14 protein-coding genes are annotated in these 20493 nt (G+C 68.8%); 11 read left to right on the top strand and 3 right to left on the bottom strand.

All coding sequences use genetic code 11. The features are described from left to right. Window positions 1-148: 148 nt before the first annotated feature. From mtrA to secA, 7 genes are all read left to right on the top strand, one after another. Window positions 149-826, top strand: a complete 678-nt coding sequence (gene mtrA, locus IEX49_RS07700) for an MtrAB system response regulator MtrA (protein WP_159551566.1) — start codon at window positions 149-151, stop codon at window positions 824-826. Window position 827: 1 nt separating this feature from the next. Continuing rightward, entirely contained in the window at window positions 828-2609 is a 1782-nt protein-coding gene (mtrB, locus tag IEX49_RS07695) for an MtrAB system histidine kinase MtrB (protein ID WP_229672399.1), read from the top strand. Beyond that, on the top strand, window positions 2609-4354 hold the full coding sequence (locus IEX49_RS07690) for an LpqB family beta-propeller domain-containing protein (RefSeq protein WP_188805596.1): 1746 nt from the start codon (window positions 2609-2611) through the stop codon (window positions 4352-4354). The genes mtrB and IEX49_RS07690 overlap by 1 nt, the downstream gene beginning before the upstream one ends. Before the next feature lie 140 nt (window positions 4355-4494). Next, the gene (locus IEX49_RS07685) at window positions 4495-5442 is read left to right on the top strand and encodes a ComF family protein (RefSeq protein ID WP_229672397.1); all 948 of its coding nucleotides are present in this window, start codon (window positions 4495-4497) and stop codon (window positions 5440-5442) included. A gap of 162 nt (window positions 5443-5604) precedes the next feature. Beyond that, window positions 5605-6285, top strand: a complete 681-nt coding sequence (gene hpf, locus IEX49_RS07680) for a ribosome hibernation-promoting factor, HPF/YfiA family (protein WP_188805595.1) — start codon at window positions 5605-5607, stop codon at window positions 6283-6285. A gap of 58 nt (window positions 6286-6343) precedes the next feature. Beyond that, window positions 6344-7615 carry a winged helix-turn-helix domain-containing protein gene (locus IEX49_RS07675; protein ID WP_188805594.1) on the top strand — a complete coding sequence of 424 codons (1272 nt, stop codon included), beginning with the start codon at window positions 6344-6346 and terminating at the stop codon, window positions 7613-7615. Window positions 7616-7714: 99 nt separating this feature from the next. After that, window positions 7715-10504 (top strand): preprotein translocase subunit SecA, encoded by a 2790-nt coding sequence (gene secA / locus IEX49_RS07670; protein WP_188805593.1) that lies wholly within the window; start codon window positions 7715-7717, stop codon window positions 10502-10504. Here the strand turns inward: secA and IEX49_RS07665 are convergent. Together IEX49_RS07665 and IEX49_RS07660 are read right to left on the bottom strand one after the other, a co-directional pair. After that, entirely contained in the window at window positions 10501-11067 is a 567-nt protein-coding gene (locus IEX49_RS07665) for an Rv3235 family protein (protein ID WP_188805592.1), read from the bottom strand. The two genes, secA and IEX49_RS07665, sit on opposite strands and share 4 nt — an antisense overlap. Window positions 11068-11159: 92 nt before the next feature. Continuing rightward, a complete protein-coding gene (locus IEX49_RS07660; RefSeq protein ID WP_188805591.1) occupies window positions 11160-11939 on the bottom strand; it encodes a LysM peptidoglycan-binding domain-containing protein in 780 nt (259 codons plus the stop codon). Window positions 11940-12173: 234 nt separating this feature from the next. Between IEX49_RS07660 and IEX49_RS07655 the strand changes: the two genes are divergently transcribed. Beyond that, window positions 12174-12737 carry a hypothetical protein gene (locus IEX49_RS07655; RefSeq protein ID WP_188805590.1) on the top strand — a complete coding sequence of 188 codons (564 nt, stop codon included), beginning with the start codon at window positions 12174-12176 and terminating at the stop codon, window positions 12735-12737. Here the strand turns inward: IEX49_RS07655 and IEX49_RS07650 are convergent. Beyond that, window positions 12719-12949: a helix-turn-helix domain-containing protein gene (locus IEX49_RS07650; RefSeq protein WP_159551548.1), complete on the bottom strand. Its 231-nt coding sequence runs from the start codon at window positions 12947-12949 to the stop codon at window positions 12719-12721. The two genes, IEX49_RS07655 and IEX49_RS07650, sit on opposite strands and share 19 nt — an antisense overlap. Before the next feature lie 204 nt (window positions 12950-13153). Between IEX49_RS07650 and IEX49_RS07645 the strand changes: the two genes are divergently transcribed. The 3 genes from IEX49_RS07645 (at window position 13154) to IEX49_RS07635 (ending at window position 20484) form a co-directional block, all read left to right on the top strand. Continuing rightward, window positions 13154-13792 carry a flagellar biosynthesis protein FlgA gene (locus IEX49_RS07645; RefSeq protein WP_188805589.1) on the top strand — a complete coding sequence of 213 codons (639 nt, stop codon included), beginning with the start codon at window positions 13154-13156 and terminating at the stop codon, window positions 13790-13792. Between the two features lie 8 nt (window positions 13793-13800). Next, a complete protein-coding gene (locus IEX49_RS07640) occupies window positions 13801-15411 on the top strand; it encodes a CpaE/TadZ family protein (RefSeq protein WP_229672395.1) in 1611 nt (536 codons plus the stop codon). A gap of 159 nt (window positions 15412-15570) precedes the next feature. Then, window positions 15571-20484 carry an NAD-glutamate dehydrogenase gene (locus IEX49_RS07635; RefSeq protein WP_188805588.1) on the top strand — a complete coding sequence of 1638 codons (4914 nt, stop codon included), beginning with the start codon at window positions 15571-15573 and terminating at the stop codon, window positions 20482-20484. The last annotated feature ends 9 nt before the right edge of the window (window positions 20485-20493 follow it).

Below are 20493 nucleotides of genomic sequence, written 5' to 3'. Positions count from 1 at the left end.
GCAGGGCTGACTATATCGGCCGCATCCCTCCTTGTCGGATAAGGTGGAACGGATGGCCGTTCGGTCCGGCCCGCACGGGGCCACCGGGCGGCGGCGTCGGTGGGTGGGACCCATCCGGCGGGAACTTCAGTCAGGGAGGAAGAATCCGGTGAAGGCCAGAATTCTCGTAGTCGATGATGACGAGGCACTGTCGGAGATGATCGGCATCGTGCTGCGCAACGACGGCTTCGAACCGACGTTCTGTGCGGACGGATCCCAGGCCCTGGAGATGTTCCGTTCCACCCGGCCTGACCTGGTGTTGCTGGATCTGATGTTGCCCGGCATGGATGGAATCGAGGTCTGTCAGGTCATCCGTGCCGAGTCGGACACCCCGATCGTGATGCTGACCGCCAAGTCGGACACCTCGGACGTGGTGCGCGGCCTGGAGGCCGGCGCCGATGACTACGTGCCCAAGCCCTTCAAGCCCGCTGAGCTGGTGGCCCGTGTCCGCGCGCGGCTGCGTGAGGGTGAGACCCGCGCCCCGGAGACCCTGAAGATCGCCGACCTCACGATCGACGTGGCCGGCCACCAGGTCACCCGCGGTGATGGCGCCATCCAGCTCACGCCCCTGGAGTTCGATCTCCTCGTGGCCCTGGCCCGCAAGCCGTGGCAGGTCTTCACCCGGGAGATGCTCCTCGAGGAGGTCTGGGGCTATCGACACCAAGCGGATACCCGGCTGGTGAATGTGCACGTCCAGCGCCTGCGTTCCAAGGTCGAGAAGGACCCGGAGAACCCGGAGGTCGTCCTGACCGTCCGCGGCGTCGGATACAAGGCCGGTCAGAGCTGAGTTGACCACGGGCACCGTCACCGCCCCCGAGCAGGCGGACACCGTCGGCTCAGACTCGGGTGCGGGGACCGGGACCCGTGGAGTGATCGGCCGGTGGCTGATGGCCCTACGACGCCGCTGGACCGCGTCGCTGCAGCTGCGCACCGTGGCGATCACCGCCGTGCTGACCCTCGTGGCGGCCGGTGTGCTGGCACTCTTCCTGAGCCAGCAGATCACCTCCGGCCTGTTCCAGTCCCGGTTCGACCAGGTCGAGGCCGAATCGAACCGCGGCCTGAACCAGGCCCGGTCCATCTTCGACAACGCCGTCACCAACGATTCCGAGTCGACCGACCTGCTGGTCACCAACACGCTGAACCAGCTGGCCGGGGACACCGGTGCCACGGTGGTGCGGGATATGCTCCTGGTCCCGCTGGAGCAGGCCCAGAACCTCTTCGTGGGACCCAAGTCCAGTTCCGGGCTGTCGACGGAGGTCATCCCTGACGAGTTGTCACAGGCGGTCCAAGAGGACAACGGCACCTATTGGCAGTCCATCAGCCTCCCGGCCGAGGACGGCGGGACGAGCCCCGGACTGGCCTTCGGCACGCAGGTGACCCTGCCTCCGGGCAACATCTATGCGCTCTACATGGTGTACGACCTCTCGAGCGTGCAGGACACCTTGGACTACCTCATGCGGGTCCTCGTGGTCGCCGGGGCCATGCTGGTGATGATGAACTCCCTCATCGCCGTCTACGTCACCCGGTCCGTGGTCCGTCCAGTGGGCCAGGCGGCCTCCACCGCGGAGTCCCTGTCCTCGGGCGACCTGACCGTGCGCATGCCCGTCCACGGTGAGGACGAGATGGCCCGGCTCGGCTCGTCCTTCAACCGGATGGCGGACAACATCCAGGATCAGATCACCCAGTTGGCGGAACTCTCACAGATGCAGCAGCGGTTCGTCTCGGATGTCTCGCACGAACTGCGGACGCCCCTGACCACGGTGCGGATGGCGGCGGAGGTCCTCTATGACTCCCGGGAGGAGTTCGACGCCATCAACCGCCGCTCGACCGAGTTGCTCTACCACCAGGTCGAGCGATTCCATGCCCTGCTCGCCGACCTGCTCGAGATCACCCGCTTTGACGCCGGCGCGGCCACGATGGCCCCGGAGGAGACGGACATCCTGCACCTGGCGACGGACGTCGTCCTCACGGCACAGCCGCTGGCCCACAAGGCCAACACGGCCGTCTTCGTCGTCCCGATGGACACGGAGGTGACCGCTGACGTCGATCCACGCCGCATCGAGCGCATCATCCGCAACCTCGTCAACAACGCGATCGAGCACGGCGAGGGCCGTCCCGTCGACGTGATCGTCGGTGCCGGGGAGGACACGGTGGCAGTGGTGGTCCGTGACCACGGGATCGGCATGTCCGAGGAGCAGGCCTCTCGCGTCTTCGACCGGTTCTGGCGAGCGGATCCGGCTCGGGCCCGCACCACGGGCGGCTCCGGGTTGGGCCTGTCCATCGCCACGGAGGACACCCGGCTGCACAACGGGCGCCTGGATGCCTGGGGTGCGCCGGGAGACGGTTCGGCCTTCCGGCTGACCATCCCGCGTCGCAGCGGCGGCACGGTTGCGGACAGTGCGCCTCTGGACCTGCCTCCCGTCTACACCGAGTCCCAACGCCGGCTGCCGATGGAGCTGGAGAACCCGGAACCAGCGCAGCTCAATGGCGAGGCGATGCCGGACCGGATCCATGAGCAGTCGTTGTACCAGCCACGCCCGGAGACCCCGCAGCCGGAGGATGAATCCTGATGACGGATCCCCAGCACATCATGGACCACCGTCGTCCGGCCCGCACCCGAGGCACGATGGCCGTGCTCTGTGCCGCACTCCTCGCCGGACTGCTCCTGCTGAGCGGCTGTGCCCACCTGCCCCAGAGCGGCCCGGTCGGCACCTCGGACCCCCTGCCGGGTGCCGAGAACCAGGTGAACTACTCCTTCACTCCGGCGGGCCCGGCGGAGGATGCCAGCCCGGAGGACATCATCCGCGGCTTCCTCACCGCCGGGACCGGCACCCAGGACGACTACGCCACTGCCCGCGAATTCCTGACGGAGGAGGCCGCCGAGGCGTGGAACCCCGAGGCCCGGACCCTGGTCTACAACGAGACACCCACCGTGGTCCCGTCGGCCCAGGACAACCAGTACGAGGTTCAGATCGAGGTGGACTCGGTGGTGGATGAGCGCGGCATCATGAACCGGATGCCGGCCAACACCTCCGAGGCCGTGGGCTTCGCCCTGACCCAGGAGGACGGCCAGTGGAGGATCGCGCAGGCACCGGGCGGCACGATGCTGGAATCCGCCCAGTTCCGTGCCCTCTTCGCCTCACATGAGCTGTACTTCTACGACCAGTCCTATGCCTATGCCGTTCCGGACCTGCGGTGGTTCCTCAACCGGTCGGGTTCGGCGGCGGACATCGTCGGCGCCCTGCTGGACGGACCCGCCCCATACTTGGATGGCGCCGTCCGGACGGCCTTTCAGGCTGGTTCGGAGTTGTCGCGTCCCTCCGTACCGGTCGACGCCGGTTCCGCCAAGGTCGACCTCACGCGGCAGACGGTCGAGAGCGCCGACCCGTTGATGCGGCAGCGGATGCAGCAACAGCTTGAACTGACACTGGACGGGCTGAACAACGTCTCCAGTGTGGAGATGTCCGTGGATCTGAACCCGCTCGACCTGGGATCGGTGGCGGACAACTTCGAACCGGCCCAGATCAATCCCGGGGTGGGCTCCACGCAGGTCGCCGTGGCCAACGGAGAACTCGTCTATTTCGAAGGCGACGCCACGGTCCCCGTGGGTGGTCTGCAGCTGGACATCGACGGCGGGCCGGTGGACCCGGCCATGAGCCTGGACGGCACCCGATTCGCCGTCCTGAACGGGGACAGGACGCAGATGGTCTCCGCCGGTACGGACGGATCCCAGGAACTGGAGCTGGAGGGGGAGAACCTGACGCGGCCGAGCTTCGACTCGTCCGGGTGGACCTGGACCGTGGACCATGCCAACGGCACCCGCATCATGGCCCTGCAGACCTCCGGCCAGGACGAGGCACCCCTGGAGATCAGTGCAGAATGGCTCGGCGACCGCACCGTCCAGGCCTTGCGCATCTCCCGCGATGGCACCCGGGCGGCCATCGTGGCCGGGGAGGGGGAATCGTCCCACCTCTACCTCTCCGGCGTCATCCGCGATTCGGAGGGCGTTCCCCGTGGACTCGGCCCCCCGGTCCGGTTGGAGCCCACGGTGCCCGTCAGCGACGTCAACTGGGTCTCCGACCAGAAGCTGCTGGTGGCCGCCACCAGCAGCACGTCCTCGGTGGAGGCGCAGCTCGTCGGACTGGACGGCTCGCTCGACACGCTGCGGCCGCTGCTGGGCATGACCGGTTTCTCCACCGGACCCGGTGACAATCCGATCTATGCGGAGACGGCCGAAGCGGTGCACACCCTGGCCGGATCCACGTGGCGGTCCCAGGCCGGCGCCGTGGCCCACGACATGGCCTTCCCCGGCTGACTCGATCGTCCGGCCCGGCCTGCCCCTATTACACCGTGCCCGGAGTTCCTCCCGACTGGACCGGGACCCACCCGGGCGTGTCATCCACAGCGGGCCCCATCGGTGTCCCCGGCACCGGACGCGAGGAGCAGACTGGGATCATGAGGCTCCCTTCTGGATGTGCCATGGGACTGGACCGGCTCGTCCATGCCCCGGCGGCGCGTGCACTGGGCCGGTCGGGACGCGAGCTGGCGGGGCTGCTGATGCCCAGCCTCTGCGTCCTCTGCGGACGGCAGGATGGCACGGTGTGCCCGGAATGCGCCCCGGGACTGGTGGCTGGACTGCTCCACCCCTTCCGGGCGGAACAGGACGCAGCCGCCCTGCCGCTCTACCCCGTCTGGCCTCCTCGGATCTCATCTCGGCTCCCGCCGGCCAGGTCACCCGGCGGCGTGATCGCGCCCGCGGCCCCTTCTGGTGACGGAGACCCACCGATGCCCCCGGGCGGGACGGAACCGTCCCTGCACCCAGTGCCCGTCGTGGCCGCCGCGCGCTACGGGGCGGAGGCCTCGCGAGCGATCCTGGCGTTCAAAGACCACGGCCGGACGTCCGTGGCCGGCTACCTGCGTCCGGCCGTCCACCGGGCGCTGGCCGCCGCTCCGCGCTTGCTGCAGGCACAGGGCCCCTTCACACTCGTGCCGGTCCCGGCCAGTGCATCCGGATTCCGCAGCCGGGGCTATGACCCGGTGGAGGAACTGCTGACCGGCGCATTGCCACCCGGCTGGCAGGTGGCCTCCGGATGGCTGGCGCACCGGAGGAGGCCCCTCGTGGCCGCCCTCCGCCCCCGCAGCAGTCACGCAGGCACCGGATCGCGGCAGCGGCGCCATCGTGGACGGGACCGGTTCCAGACCACCAGGCGCTTCGCCGCGGGAGCCCACCGGGATCCCGGACGCAACGTGGTGGTGTTCGACGACGTCATGACCACGGGCTCCACCCTCGCGGCCACGTGGCATGCCCTCGAACAGGCGGGAGTCCGCCCGGTGGGCGCGGTGGTGGTGGCCGCAGTGACGGCACCGGGGACGGCACCTGACGAAGGTCTTAACTCGGCGTGAAGAAAGTACTAGGGTGAGGGCAACGGACCCCTCGGGGATCGTCTTCGGCGGCTGGAAGGAGGAGTTCTTCCCGCCGCCGAGGTGCATTAAGGGGCCGGCACGGGGCCGGCTGCACGGTGCACGAACATGTTCGAATAGCCGTCAGGCTCCTAGGAGGACATCATGACCATGGACGTCAGCTACGTTGCCCGCAACGTCTCCCTTCCGGATCGGTTCCGGGACTACGCCCAGGAGAAGTTCAGCAAGATCGAGCAGCTATCCACACGCGCTCAGGGGCTGGAGATCAAGGTCACCAAGCAGACCAACCACCGTCATTCGGACGAGAAGCTCACCGTGGAGTTGACCGTCCACGGCAAGGGCAAGGTCATTCGTGCGGAGGCCCAGGCTGACGACAAGTTCGCCGCCTTCGATCTTGCCTTCGGCAAGCTCCTGGAGCGGTTGAGGCGCCTCCGTGACCGGCAGAAGGACCGTCACCAGAAGCGGGTTTCGGTGGCGGACGCGACGGCGGCGTTGCCCCTGGTCCAACCGGGGCAGTCACTGGTGGAGCAGGTCAAGGCGGACCAGGCCGCGGAGAACCACGCCGCCCGGGAGGACGACGGCGAGGTCCCCGTGCGGATCCGCAAGAAGGTGTTCCCCGCCACGCCCGTCAGCGTTGACGACGCCGTCGATGCCATGGAGCTGGTGGGACACGATTTCTACCTCTTCATCGACGATTCCACCGGCCGGCCCTCCGCTGTCTATCGCCGCAAGGGCTGGAGCTACGGTGTCATCACCCTCGACGCCGACCATCCTGACGCTGAGGTCCAGGAAGAGGACGTCCACTATCGAGCCGCAACCGTCTGAGTCCCTGGCGCCACGCCGTGGCCGCCGCCCGCCCGGCCCTTCGGGGCCGGGCGGGCCGGTGCTCGGCCACTCCGAGGCCCGCCGGACGGCGCTGGCAGCCCAGCTGATCCACCAACGACGTCGGCCGGGCCTGCCCGGCAGCCGAAAGGTCAGATCGACCCTGGACCGGCTCGGCGTGCTCCAGGTGGACTCCGTCAACATCCTGGCGCGGGCCCACTACGTACCCCTCTACAGCCGACTGGGTCCCTATGACCCGGCTCTGCTGGACCGGTTGTTCCAGCGGAGTCCGAGACCATGGACCGAATACTGGGCCCACGAGGCCTCCCTGGTCCCGATCCGGTTGCGGCCGGCGCTCGTGGCGGTCCAGCGTCGCACCTGGATGACCGCCACGGACCTGGACACACAGATCAGGGACGAACTGTCGCGCCAGATCCTCACCGTGCTCTCGGCTTCCCGCCCGCTGACGGCGCGCCAGGTCGAGGACCGGCTGGGGCACCACGGCGGCCACCAGGGGCACTGGGGCTGGAACTGGTCCGTGGTCAAGCGGGTCCTCGAGGACCTCTTCGCGTCCGGGCAGATCGCGAGTGCCGGCCGCAATCCCCAGTTCGAACGCCGCTTCGTGCCGGCCTCGGCCATCGACCCGGCGGCCGAGGTGCCGGACCGGCACGCGGCGGCCCTGGAGCTGGTGGGCACTGCCGCCCGGGCCCTGGGGGTGGCCACCGAGGCCAGCCTCGCCGACTACTACCGGATCACCATCACGGCCGCCCGCGCCGCAGCGGCGCAACTGCACCACGAGGGCGTGCTGGAACCCGTCCGGCTGCCGGGTCTCCGCGGGACGACGGTGGCAGCGTGGCGCCATGCCGAGGCGGTGACACCCAGGGTCGCGACGGGCCGGGCCCTGGTCAATCCCTTCGATCCACTGGTGTTCCACCGGCCGCGGGTCGAGGCGCTGTTCGGCGTCCGGTACCGCCTGGGGATCTACACCCCTGCTCCGAAACGGACCCGGGGATATTACTCCCTGTTGTTCCTGCTCGGGGAGCGGCTGGTCGCCCAGGTCGACCTCAAGGCGGACCGTGCCGGCAAGGTGCTGCTGGTGCGCGGTGCTTGGTCCGAGGACCCGGCCGTGGTTCCCGGCGGCCCAGGGAAGGCGAGCGGGGCAGGGGGCCGGGCGGCCGGCGTCGCGCAGCTGGTGGTGGAGCTGGCCGCCGAGCTGGGCGAGCTGGCTGGATGGCTGGGCCTCGAGGACGTGGTGGTGGAGGGGAATGCCGAGGGGGACCTGCCAGTGGAACTGCGGCGGACATGGAGGAAGCTCCCAGAGATTAGACCGTAGACTGTCCGGGTATCCCCGTGGCCGCTGGCCGGACCGGGGTACCCGAGCGCAACGCATACCGACGCACCCGGTGCACCGGGGAACAGGGAGTCTAGGCACGTGGCATCATTCATCGAACGAATCCTGAAGACCGGGGACAAGAAGGTCCTCAAGCGCCTGAGGGGATTCGCCGACGCCATCAATGTCCTCGAGGACGAGTTCCGCGAGATGTCCGACGCCGAGCTGCGCGGCGAGACCGACGCGTTCCGTGAGCGGATCGCCGGCGGCGAGTCGCTCGACTCACTGCTGCCCGAGGCCTTCGCGGCTGTCCGCGAGGCGGCCGGACGTACTCTCGGTCAACGTCACTACGACGTCCAGCTGATGGGCGGTGCGGCCCTGCACCTCGGGAACATCGCCGAGATGAAGACCGGTGAGGGCAAGACCCTCGTGGCCACCGCCCCGGCCTACCTCAACGCCCTCTCCGGCCAGGGCGTCCACGTCATCACGGTCAACGACTACCTCGCCAGCTACCAGTCCGAGCTCATGGGCCGCGTCTTCCGGTTCCTCGGCCTGGAGACCGGCGTGATCGTCGCCAACCAGGATCCGGCCACCCGGCGCGCCCAGTACGCCGCGGACATCACCTACGGCACGAACAACGAGTTCGGCTTCGACTACCTGCGGGACAACATGGCCTGGTCCAAGGACGAACTCGTCCAGCGTGGCCACCACTTCGCCATCGTCGACGAGGTCGACTCCATCCTCATCGACGAGGCCCGCACTCCGCTGATCATCTCCGGTCCGGCCCAGGGTGACGCCTCCCGCTGGTACACCGAGTTCTCCAAGCTGGTGCGCAAGCTGACCCTGGACGAGGACTACGAGGTCGACGAGAAGAAGAAGACCGTCGGCGTGCTCGAGCCGGGCATCGAGAAGACGGAGGACTGGCTGGGCATCACCAACCTCTACGAGTCCGCCAACACCCCGCTGATCCAGTACCTGAACAACGCCATCAAGGCCAAGGAGCTGTTCAAGAAGGACAAGGACTACGTCGTGCTGGGCGGCGAGGTCAACATCGTGGATGAGCACACCGGCCGTGTCCTGGCCGGCCGCCGCTACAACGAGGGCATGCATCAGGCCATCGAGGCCAAGGAGGGCGTGCAGATCAAGGCGGAGAACCAGACCCTGGCCACCGTCACCCTGCAGAACTACTTCCGTCTCTACGAGAAGCTGTCCGGCATGACCGGTACCGCCGAGACCGAGGCCGGCGAGTTCATGTCCACCTACCAGCTCGGCGTGGTGGTCATCCCCTCCAACAAGCCCAAGCAGCGCGAGGACCAGACCGACCTCATCTACAAGAACGAGGTGGCGAAGTTCGACGCGGTGGTCAAGGACATCGCCGAGCGGCACGAGAAGGGCCAGCCCGTGCTGGTGGGCACCACCTCGGTGGAGAAGTCCGAGTACCTCTCCAAGCTGTTGGCCAAGAACGGCGTGCGGCACGAGGTGCTCAACGCCAAGAACCACGCACGTGAGGCCTCGATCGTGGCTCAGGCGGGCCGCAAGGGGGCCGTCACGGTGGCCACCAATATGGCCGGCCGCGGTACCGACATCATGCTGGGCGGCAACGCCGAGCACAACGCGGTCGATGAGATGCAGAAGCGTGGCGTGGACCCCGTCGAGGACGCCGAACGCTACGAGGAACTGTGGGACGAGGTCCTGGCCGCCGCCCAGGAGGGCGTCAAGAAGGAACACGAGGAGGTCCTCGCACTCGGCGGGCTCTACGTCCTCGGCACCGAGCGGCACGAGTCCCGGCGCATCGACAACCAGCTGCGCGGCCGTTCCGGCCGTCAGGGTGATCCGGGCGAATCCCGTTTCTACCTCTCGCTGACCGATGACCTGATGCGCCTCTTCAATCCGGGTGCCGCGTCCCGCATCATGAACTCCGCCTCCGTTCCGGATGACATGGCGCTGGAATCGAAGATGGTGTCCGGGGCGATCCAGAACGCCCAGCAGCAGGTCGAATCGCGCAACACCGAGCAGCGCAAGAACGTGCTGAAGTACGACGACGTGATGAACCGCCAGCGTGAGGCCATCTACACGGACCGCCGGCACATCCTGGAGGGGGAGGACCTGCGGTCGAAGATCCAGAACTTCCTCGAGGATGCCGTCTCCACCGTGGTGGATGAGGCCACCGGAGCCGGGCACGCCGGCGACTGGGACCTGGACCAGCTCTGGACGGATCTGAAGCAGATGTACCCGGTGGGCGTCACCGTGGACGAGGTGGTGGAGGAGTCCGGCGGCCTGACGAAGCTCAAGGCCGAGGACCTGAAGCGTGAGCTGGTCTCCGACGCCCGGCTGGCCTATGAGGACCGCGAGAAGGCCATCGGTCCGGACACCCTGCGCGAACTGGAGCGCCGCGTGGTGCTCTCGGTGATCGGCCGGAAGTGGCAGGAGCACCTCTACGAGATGGACTACCTCAAGGAGGGCATCGGGCTGCGTTCCATGGCCCAGCGTGATCCCCTGGTGGAGTACCAGCGCGAGGGTTTCCTCCTGTTCGAGGCCATGATGGAGGCCATCCGAGAGGAATCGATCGGCTACCTGTTCAACCTCGAGGTGCAGACCGCTCCGGCCCCGACCTCGTTGCCCGGTGTCCAGGATGCCCGGTCCGCGACCATGACGCCGGTCCTGAACGTGAAGGGCCTCGACGCGCCCCGCCAGCCGTCCACCCTGCGGTTCTCCGCGCCGTCGGACTCCGGTGAGGTCACCACGCAGGTGCGCCGCACCGACGGGGCGACCAGCGGTCAGGCCTCTGCCGCCGCCGCTGACGAGGCCGGCCGGAATGGCTCCGGCAACGGGACCGGCGGGGCCAAGAGCGCTCCTCGCGGTGCCAAGAAGTCCAAGAAGAGCCGCCGCTAGCCGAGCTCCAACGCCGTGACCTTCCACCGGTTGCGGTGCTTCTCGATCCGCAAGGCCATGGCCCGGGCGCGGTCGGGCAATTGGACGGTGGCGCTGGCTTCGTAGGCCTCCTGGCCCAGGCGGCAGGCTCGGGCCCCGAGGGCCTTGGGCGCCGCGGCGGGGCCATCGGTCCGGGTGGCCCGGATGCGTTGGGCCAGGTCGGCTCGGCGGATCATCTTCTGGTAGGTGGCCAGGTCGAGCCATGCGGACAGTTGACGTGCCGGCCGAAGCCCGAGTTCGGCCTCGACGCAGGCCAAGGCCACGATCCGCGCCAGGGAACGGACATGGCGTTCTTCCTCTCGGCGACGCTCGGCCTGGCCACGTTCGGCCGTCGTGGTGTCGTCGAGTGGACGCTGCCGGGGCGCCCACGCCGCGTGCTGCTGACTCTGGGCTGGACGGGAGACCAGCCCCAGGCTGGAGCCGGCCACGGAATCCAGGGGCGGCAGGGTGGCTGGAACGGCGGTGACGGTCAGGGCCGGAGTTCGCTCCGGGGCCTGGTCTGCAGCCGTGGTCGGGGTCGTCATGGTTCCTCCGGATGTACTGGAATCGAGCGTGTTCGCGGTTCGGTGGGGGCTTCGGACTGGCGTGCGGTCGGGCGTACGGTGCAGGGTGCGGCTTAGCTCAGGGGCGGTGCCGTGAGGACGGTGCCGGGGATGAGCACGTCGGCATCGCCGCCAATCACGGTCCGGTTGTGGTCATGCCACTGACGCCATCGGCCGTCCACTTCCAGGTCGGTGGCCGTGGGACCCAGTTCGTGTGCTGCGATGTCCCAGAGGCAATCACCCCGGCGCACCGTGACGGTCTTGGCGTCGTCCGTGGCGGGCTGGCCCGAGCGAGGTGCACCGGGCGCTGACGGAACCGGGGCTGAGGGTTTCCACGTGGGTGTCGGCAGGTGTTGCTCGTCCGGCAGGGATGCCGAGGAGGCCGAGAGCCATCCCGGATGGGGGAGTGCAGTGGGTGTGTACACCGAGACCGCCCGGGCAGCGGAGTCTTGAGCCGCCGGAAGTGGCTCGACGGCGGAACCCGGCGCGGCCCAGGCTCCCGGCGCCAGCAGCAGGTTGACGCCCAGGGCTGACGCCGCCACCCGGCGGAGGAACGCGGGGGAGAGGGTGATGCCGCAGCGGATGAGACGGAGTGACCTGGTTCGGTGACCCAGAGCCACCAGGGCAGTGCCCAGCACGGCCAGGAACCACCATGCGGCGACGACGGCGCCCGCTCCGGCACACAGGGAGGCCACCAGTCGCTCGACGAGGGGCAGACCCGCGCTCGGCGCGGCCCCTCCCAGCCCGGTGGAGCCGAACCACCACAGCAATGGCCCGGCCACGGTGCACAGCAGGGTCAGGACCAGATCCTCACCCCGGAGTGCCGGTCGGCGGTTCTCAGACGATGCACTCACGTTGTGCCCCTTCAGCCACGCGGGCGCCGGACGCCCGCCGTTCTCCTTCGATGGACTAAGGCAACAATAGTTCGTCAACGATGTCAAGAGGATGATGTGACGGATGTTTGATGACGTTTGATGCAATTTGGTGACACAGGAGCCGTTGGCCACGTCTGATCCCGGGCCGTCCCCACGATGGCCCGTTCACGCTTTGAGGCGGGTCAGGCCGGATCCCCCGTCTAGGCTGGGGAGATGAGATGGGACGGGCTGTTTGCCGATCTAGAGGCCCAACTGGCCCAGGGGCACTGGCAGGACACGGAGGCCGAAGCGGCCGAGATGACACGCGGCGAGCGATCCGCGATCACCCTCATTGATCGGTTGCGCGGTGCGGTGGGGTCGCCGCTGGCGCTCGTGCTGACGGACGGTCAGCGGCTGGAGTTGACCCTCTCCACAGTGGGGTCCACCTGGATCGGTGGGACGGACCAGAGCGGGAGCCTGGTGGTGAATCTCGCCGCCGTGGCGGCTATCGACAGCCCCCTGGCTGTGGTGGCCCGGGAACCATCCACCGGGCGGCGACGGCTGGGCATCGGCTCCCTGTACCGGTCGTTGTCCCGGACCCGCGTGGCTCTCGTGGTCGCCGGCCGGGACGGGCGGCTGCTCGGGGAGGGGACCATCGACCGGGTGGGGCTGGACCACCTCGACCTGGCGGTCCACCCGCGGGACGAACAGCGGCGCGGGCGCAACGTCCGAGGGCTCCGGGTGATCCCCTTCGACGCCGTCCACCTGGTGCGTTCGGCTCAGGCGTCCTCGGTCTGAGGTGCACCGGCCTTCCGGGCCTCGGCCTTGGCGGCCTGTTGTACGTAGAGGTCCTCGATGTACTCGTCGAGCTTGACCTGCTCCACCCGCCACTGGCCACGACCGCCGATCTGGATGGCCGGCAGCTCCCCACTGCGCACGAGGGCGCGGGCCTGCGCCATGGAGACCTGGAGCTCCTCGGCCACATCGGTCAGGGTCAGGAAGCGCGGCATGTGTCCTCCGAATCGAAAGCGGGCATCGGTCACCTCCATTCTTCCACGGTCACCTTCCGTGCAGAGGTTGTCCACAGCAGCAGCCCTGTGCTCTCGATTCGCCCCGTGTTGTCCACACCCTGACATGGGCGTCGCCGGCCTTGGATAAGGTGGTCTGGGATGTCGGCGGCGAATGGGCTGCCGGACCGGAGAGGGAGGACGCCCGTGGAGGGGACGAACACGGCGGAGGCTCCTCGGCTCACGCGGCCGGGGTGGAAGGATCCCCGGCTGCTGGCCGGGCTCCTGCTGGTGCTGTTGTCGGTGGCCGGCATCGTGGCACTGGTGCAGTCACTGGACCGCTCGGAGGGCTATTGGGCCGCCGGGCAGGACCTGGTTCCGGGCAACGTGGTCGAGACCGACCAACTGACGGTGGTGCAGGCCCGGTTGGGCGACGCGGCCGACGACTATCTCCGTGCAGACGAACCGTTCCCCGGGAACCGCGCGGTGGTGGGTACGGTGCGCCAGGGCGAATTGCTTCCGGCCGGTGCCGTGGCCATGGTGGACCCGCAGTCCCGGCAGGCAGTGTCCCTGACGGTGGCCGACCCGCTGCCCGAGGGCACGGCCCCCGGAGCCCGGGTGGATGTGTGGATCGCTGCCAAGGACGGCAACCAGGGTTTCAGTGAACCGGAACTGGTCGCCCCATCGGCCGAACTTGCCGAGATCACGGAGGCCACCGGAACGTTCGGCTCCACGGGCGGGATGAACGTGCAGATCCTGGTGGGTCCGGAGCAACTGCCACAGGTCCTGGACGCCAAGGGCAATGGCGCGCGCATCAGCGTGGTGCCGTCGCTCGCCGGACAGTAGGAGTGCACGTGCGCAAGGTCTCGGTGGCCACCACCATCATGCCCGGCTTCGACCATGTCTCCGGACTCGAGCGACTGCGTGGACCCGTCACGGTGATCCGCCGCTGCGAGAGCCTCGCCGAACTGATCGCGATGGCACGCACGGGTCTGGCTGACGTCGTGCTCGTGGTTGGTGACACCGATCAACTCACCCTGACGTTCATGGATTCCCTGAATGCCGGAGGTGGGAGTTCCCGGACCGCTGCGGTGGTGGCGCTCAGCGAGGTGGCCGCTGAACGCGACCGCCTCTCCGGACTCGGTGTGCCGGTGGCCTCCCCGGATCTGGACCCGGAGGAACTGGCCACACTGTTGGCCGACGCGGCCTCGCAGGATCAGCAACGCCCGCGCGCCATGGCCGAACCCGGGGCGCGCGGCCGCGGCCGCCGTGCCGCCCAGAACGGCGCTGGGGATCTGACCGGGCCCGAGCACGTGACGACGCCGGGTCGCCCGGCCGAAGACCAGGTGCTCGTCCCCGGCTCGGAAGCCGATCATGCCCAGGTCCTGTCCGTCTCCGTCACGGGCGCTGACACCGGCCGGGACGGCGCAGAACCGGATGGCGCAGAGCGGGAGAGCGCCGACCCGGCCGTGCCAGGCGTCCTGGTGCCGGACCACGGTGGCGAGCCGGCCACGGAAGCCCCGTCCGCTCGGGGCGGCGAGCCGGAGCCCCTGGTCCCCGGGGAACTGGCCACCGAACCAACGGCACCGCCCCGGGTGACCGCCGTCTGGGGCCCCGCTGGGAGCCCGGGCCGCACCACGGTGGCAGTCAACTTGGCGGTGGAGCTGGCCCTCTCCGGGCGCCGGACCCTGCTGATCGACCTGGACACCTATGCGGCCTCCGCGGGCATCCACCTGGGCCTGCTGGACGAGTCCGCGGGCATCGCCCAGGCGTGCCGGACCGCCGACCAGGGAGGGATCTCCCCGGAGGGAATCGGACGAGCAGCGCTCCGGACGCGCGTGGCCGGGACCACCCTGCAGGTGCTCACGGGCCTGACCCGTGCGGACCGGTGGCCGGAACTGCGCCGCGCCGCCCTGGACGACGTGCTGTCGGCCGCCGCAGCCGGCTGGGACGAGGTCGTCCTGGACTGTGGGTTTTGCCTGGAGGAGGACGAGGAACTGAGTTTCGATATCCCCGCTCCACAGCGCAACGCGGCCACGTTGGCCGGGTTGGCTGCCGCGGACCGTATCCTGGCCGTCGGCACCGGCGACCCGGTGGGGTTACCCCGGCTCATCCACGGCCTGGACGAGTTGGGCCTGCACGTGGACACCGTGGAGCGAAGCCGGGTCGAGGTGGTCGTCAACCAGGTCCGGCCGGAGGCTTCGGGCGTGGCCCCGCAATCGCAGATCACCGGTGTCCTTGACCGGTTCGGCGGTTCGTGGACCGTCGGAGGGTTCCTACCCTGGGACCGCCGGGCCTTGGACCGTGCGCTGTTCGGCGGGCAGGTGCTGGCCGAGGCCGCACCGAAGTCGGCTCTGCGCCGCTCCGTGGCCCGGCTGGCCGGTACGGCCGCCGGAAGCGTCCAGACGGGATCCGCCACGGCCACCGTCGGACAGCGGCTGCAGACGGTGCTGCGGCGCAGCTGAGCCTCGCGCCGCTCTGCAGCGGGCACGTCGTTCACGCTTTGACCTGCGGGCCGTTAGGCTCGCCCTAGTGGACCAAGGACGTTCCACTCATCCGGTTGCACCCGGCCCAGGCCCGGTGCCTCTGGTACAGCTGCAGCGATGGAAGAGGACACCCCCCAGATGTCGTCGTCAACCCCTTTGTGGACCGATCAGCAGGCCGCCGGCACCCCGGATGCCCCCAGCGGTCTCGACCACCTGGCCCGCGCGTACTTCGAGCACGTCTCGGAGGCGGACCTGGCCGAGCTGGACCCACCAACACGTGAGAGGCTCGTCGCCACGCACGTGGAGATGGCGGCCGGCCGTGGCACCAACGAAGCGGTCGTGAGGGTCACCCCCAGCCGGCCCCACGGCTTCGTCCAGATCGTGCATGCGGACATGCCCTACCTCGTGGACTCCGTCACGAGTGAGCTGACCCGCCAGGGGCACGCCATCCGCATGGTCGCCCATCCGACCGTGATCACCCATCGGGCCAAGGACACCGGGCAGCTGACCGCAGTCCATCGCGTCCCGACCCAGCAGGGCACCGCCAGCGGTGACACCACGGCAGCGCTCGCCGACCTCGGCCCCCTGGTCGCCGGTGACGGTGCACGCGCCGGGGTCGAGTCCTGGATCGGCGTGCAGACCGTCGGCCCGCTGGACGATGAGGAGGCCGCCCGGCTCGAGAAGGGACTCGGCCAGGCATTGGCGGACGTGCGCGCCGCCATCGCCGATGCTGACCGCATGCGCGCGGCCGCCTTCACCGCTGCCCGCACCCTGACGCACGATGCCCCGGCTAACGTGCAGGGCGTGCGCGAGAGCAGTGAGCTGCTCAACTGGATGGAGGACGGCCACTTCACATTCACCGGCTACCGCGAGTACGTGCTGCACAGCGGGGACAACGGCCAGGTGCTGGTCCCGGTGGAGGACACCGGCCTGGGCATCCTGCGCCGACGGCCCACCACGCCGCCGGCACCCCTGTCCATCGCCGGCCGCAATCAGATCGAGCGCCCCATCCCGCTGATCATCACCAAGGCGAACTCGCGCTCCCGGGTGCAGCGTTCCGCCTACATGGACTATGTGGCCGTGAAGACCTACGACCGTGACGGCAAGGTCACGGGAGAACGCCGGTTCGTGGGATTGTGGGATCCCAAGGCGTACTCGGTGTCCCTCGAGGACATCCCGCTGGTGCGGGAGAAGGCAGCGGAGGTGCTGCACCGGTCCGGTTTCCCTCGGGACTCCCACTCCGGAGCCGAACTCCAGCAGATCCTTGAGACCTACCCGCGTGACGAACTGTTCCAGGTGGGCGTGGACGAATTGTGGGAGACCTGCCGGCAGATCCTGCAGCTGCAGGAACGCCGCCGCACCAGGCTGTTCCTGCGCCCGGACACCTACGGCCGTTTCATGAACGCCCTCGTCTTCCTGCCCCGCGACCGCTACAACACGGATGTTCGCGGCCGTATCCAGAACGTGCTCCTCGAAGCCCTGGGCGGGGAATCCCTGGACTTCCAGGTCAGGCTCACCGAGTCGGTGCTGGCACGCCTGTACTTCCGCATCCGGCTGCCGCGCGAACGTGAACGCGCCGCACCGGTGGACGCCAAGGACCTCGAGGACCGGCTGGTCCGGGCCGTCCGATCCTGGAAGGAGGGGGTGGACGAACAGGCGGTCGAGGCGTTCGGCGCCGATTCCGGCGTGGACGCCGCCCGATTGTGGGACGAGGCCTTTCCACCCGCCTACCGGGTGGCCTACGAGATCGACAACGCCCTCGAGGACATCGGCCGGTTCAACGGGCTTCCGGGGGACGGTGCGCCCGTGGTGCACGTCGTCCCCGAGCACCAGGACGAGCGATCACGGATCGCCGAGGAACGGGTCACGGACCTCACGATCGGGCGGATGAAGGTCTATTCGGACCGGCCACGCACGCTCACCGAGATCCTGCCCGTGCTGCACAACCTCGGCCTGTCCGTGCTGGATGAGCGGCCCTTCGAGGTGGAACCAGCAGACGGGCGGAAGTTCTACCTCTACGACTTCGGGCTGGGCTACCCGGTGGGCACCGAATCCGAGGCCACAGCCGGGCTGCTCGAGGACGCGGTCGTCGCCGCCACCACCGGCGTCTCCGAGTCCGACGCCCTGGATCGCCTCGTTCTCGCCCACGGCCTGGACTCCCGGACCGTGAGTGTGCTGCGCGCCTACGCGAAGTACCTGCGGCTGCTTGGGATGCAGAACTCCTTCGACTTCATGGCGGACGCGCTCCTGGCCCACGAGGCCGTGACGCGGGCCCTGGTCGACTACTTCTTCACCCGCTTCGATCCCACGGCCCCCTCGGCCACAGACGACGATGGCCCGGATGCCGGCGAGACCCGGCGCCAGAGCCTGGAGCAGGTCCGTGAGCAGGCCGATGAGGCGCTGGAGGACGTCGCCACCCTGGACGCCGAACGCGTGCTGCGAGGCTTCCTGACCGTCATGCAGGCCACCCAGCGCACCAACTTCTTCCAAGGGCATCGGCGCCTGAGCTTCAAGATCGCGACCTCGGAGATCGACTTCGCCCCGCAGCCCCGGCCCGCGCGGGAGATCTGGGTGTACGACCCGGAGGTCGAAGGCGTGCACCTGCGGTTCGGTCCCATCGCGCGCGGCGGGTTGCGCTGGTCGGACCGCCGGGAGGATTTCCGCACCGAGGTCCTTGGACTCGTCAAGGCACAGCAGGTCAAGAACGCGGTCATCGTCCCCACCGGGGCCAAAGGCGGATTCTTCGCCAAGCGCCTGCCGGACCCGGCCGTGGACCGCGGTGCCTGGGTGGAGGCGGGCCGGGAGGCCTACCGGACCTTCATCCGCGGATTGCTGGACATCACCGACCAGCAGTCGCGCAGCACCGACGGAACCGAGATGGTCTTCTCCACCCGGGAGCGGATCGTGCGCTATGACGAGGACGACGCCTACCTCGTGGTGGCGGCGGACAAGGGCACGGCGTCCTTCTCCGACACCGCCAACGCCATCTCCGCCGAGTACGGCCACTGGCTGGGCGACGCGTTCGCCTCCGGCGGTTCGGTGGGCTATGACCACAAGGCGATGGGCATCACCGCCCGGGGCGCGTGGGAATCGGTCAAGAGCCACTTCGCGTCCCTCGGCCGGGACACCCAAGCCGAGGACTTCACCGTGGTGGGGATCGGGGACATGTCCGGCGATGTGTTCGGCAACGGCATGCTGCTGTCCGAGCACATCCGGCTGGTGGCCGCCTTCAACCACCTGCACATCTTCCTGGATCCGAATCCGGACCCGGCCGTGTCCTTCGCCGAGCGCCAGCGGTTGTTCGACCTGCCCCGGTCCTCGTGGTCCGATTATGATGCGTCGCTGCTCAGCGAGGGTGGTGGCGTGTATGACCGCAACGCCAAGTCGGTCCCGGTGAGCCCCCAGGTCGGGGAACTGCTCGACCTGCCGTCGAGCACTACCGAGATGAGGCCCAACCAATTGCTTCAGGCCGTACTGAAAGCTCCCGTGGACCTGCTGTACAACGGTGGCATCGGCACCTACGTCAAGGGCGAGTCAGAGGTCCACGCAGAGGTCGGGGACCGGGCCAACAATGCGATCCGCATCAACGGCAGTGAGTTGCGGGCGGCCGTCGTGGGGGAGGGCGGCAACCTCGGGTTCACCCAGCGAGGCAGGATCGAGGCCGGCCTGTCCGGGGTGCTGCTCAACACGGACGCGATCGACAATTCGGCCGGCGTGGACTGTTCCGACCACGAGGTCAACATCAAGATCATGGTGGACCAGTTGGTCTCGACCGGCGCGTTGGACGCAGAGGACCGGTCCGGTCTGCTGGAGTCCATGACGGATGAGGTCGCCGAGCTGGTCCTGAAGACGAACGTCGACCAGAACACCCTGTTGCGCAACGATTCGCAGAAGGTGTCCGAATGGTTGCCGAGCTTCGAACGGCACATCCAGTGGCTGGTCGAGCACGCGGACCTGGACCGTGAGCTGGAGGACCTGCCCGGTGACGACGAGCTGGGCGAACGCCTCGAGCAGGGCCAGTCCCTGGCCACGCCCGAGCTGGCGGTGCTGGTGGCCTACGCGAAGACGAATCTGTCCGATCAGTTGCTGGACTCAGCTCTGCCGGACGATCCCTGGTATGGCCGGACCCTCGACGCCTACTTCCCCTCGGCACTGCGGGACCGGTATGCCGAGCAGATCCAGCAGCATCCGCTGCGCCGGGAGATCATCGCCACCGTCGTGGCCAACGACGTGGTCAACACCGGCGGCACCACGTTCGTGTTCCGGGCCATGGAGGAGACGGGGGCGGATGCCGCGACCGTGGTCGCCGCCTACTCGGCGATGAAGGAGATCTACGGCTACGGCGACTACTTCGAGTCGATCCGGGCGCTGCCGGCCAGCGTGGACGGCGAGGTCAAGGCCCGCGTCTACCTCGATGCCCGCAGACTTCTCGATCGGGCGGTGCGATGGCTCGTCAACCACCGGGCCGAGGGCGAGGGTATCGGCGCGGTCGTGGAGTACTATGCCACCCCCCTTCAGGCCCTCGTCGAGGACCTGCCCCAGCTGATGCAGGGCCAGGACGCCGAGCGCTTCGCCGAATGGCGGGACGCCTCCCTGAAGGCCGGCCTACCCTCAGACCTGGCCAGCCGGCGGTCCGTCCTGTTCGAGTCCTTCGGCCTGTTGGACGTGGTCCGCCTGGCCCGGCAGACCGGACGGGCACCGCGGCAGGTGGCAGACGTCTACTTCCGTCTCTACGATCGGTTCGATGCCGAGGAGATGCTCAACCTGATCACGGACCTGCCCCGCAGTGGCCGCTGGAAGGCGCTGGCCCGAGCCGCCTTGAGGGATGATCTGTACGCTCTGATCGTCAACGTCACCACCGACGTCCTGGCCGGCGGGACCGAGGCGGACGCGGACGACGGAGCCCACCTGGTCGAGGCCTGGGAGGAGGAGAACACCACCCGGCTGGAGCGGGCCGAGCGCTTCCTCGAGGAGATCCGCGAGTCGGGCTCGGACGATCTGGCCTCGCTCTCCGTGGCGTTGCGCCAACTGCGATCGGTGACAGCCCAGTAGAACTGTTCC

The sequence above is a fragment of the Citricoccus zhacaiensis genome, assembly GCF_014645315.1.
In the GTDB taxonomy this organism is placed as follows: Bacteria; Actinomycetota; Actinomycetes; order Actinomycetales; family Micrococcaceae; genus Citricoccus; species Citricoccus zhacaiensis.
Note: the sequence above shows the minus strand (reverse complement) of the source record. Positions and strands in the feature narration are given on the sequence as shown.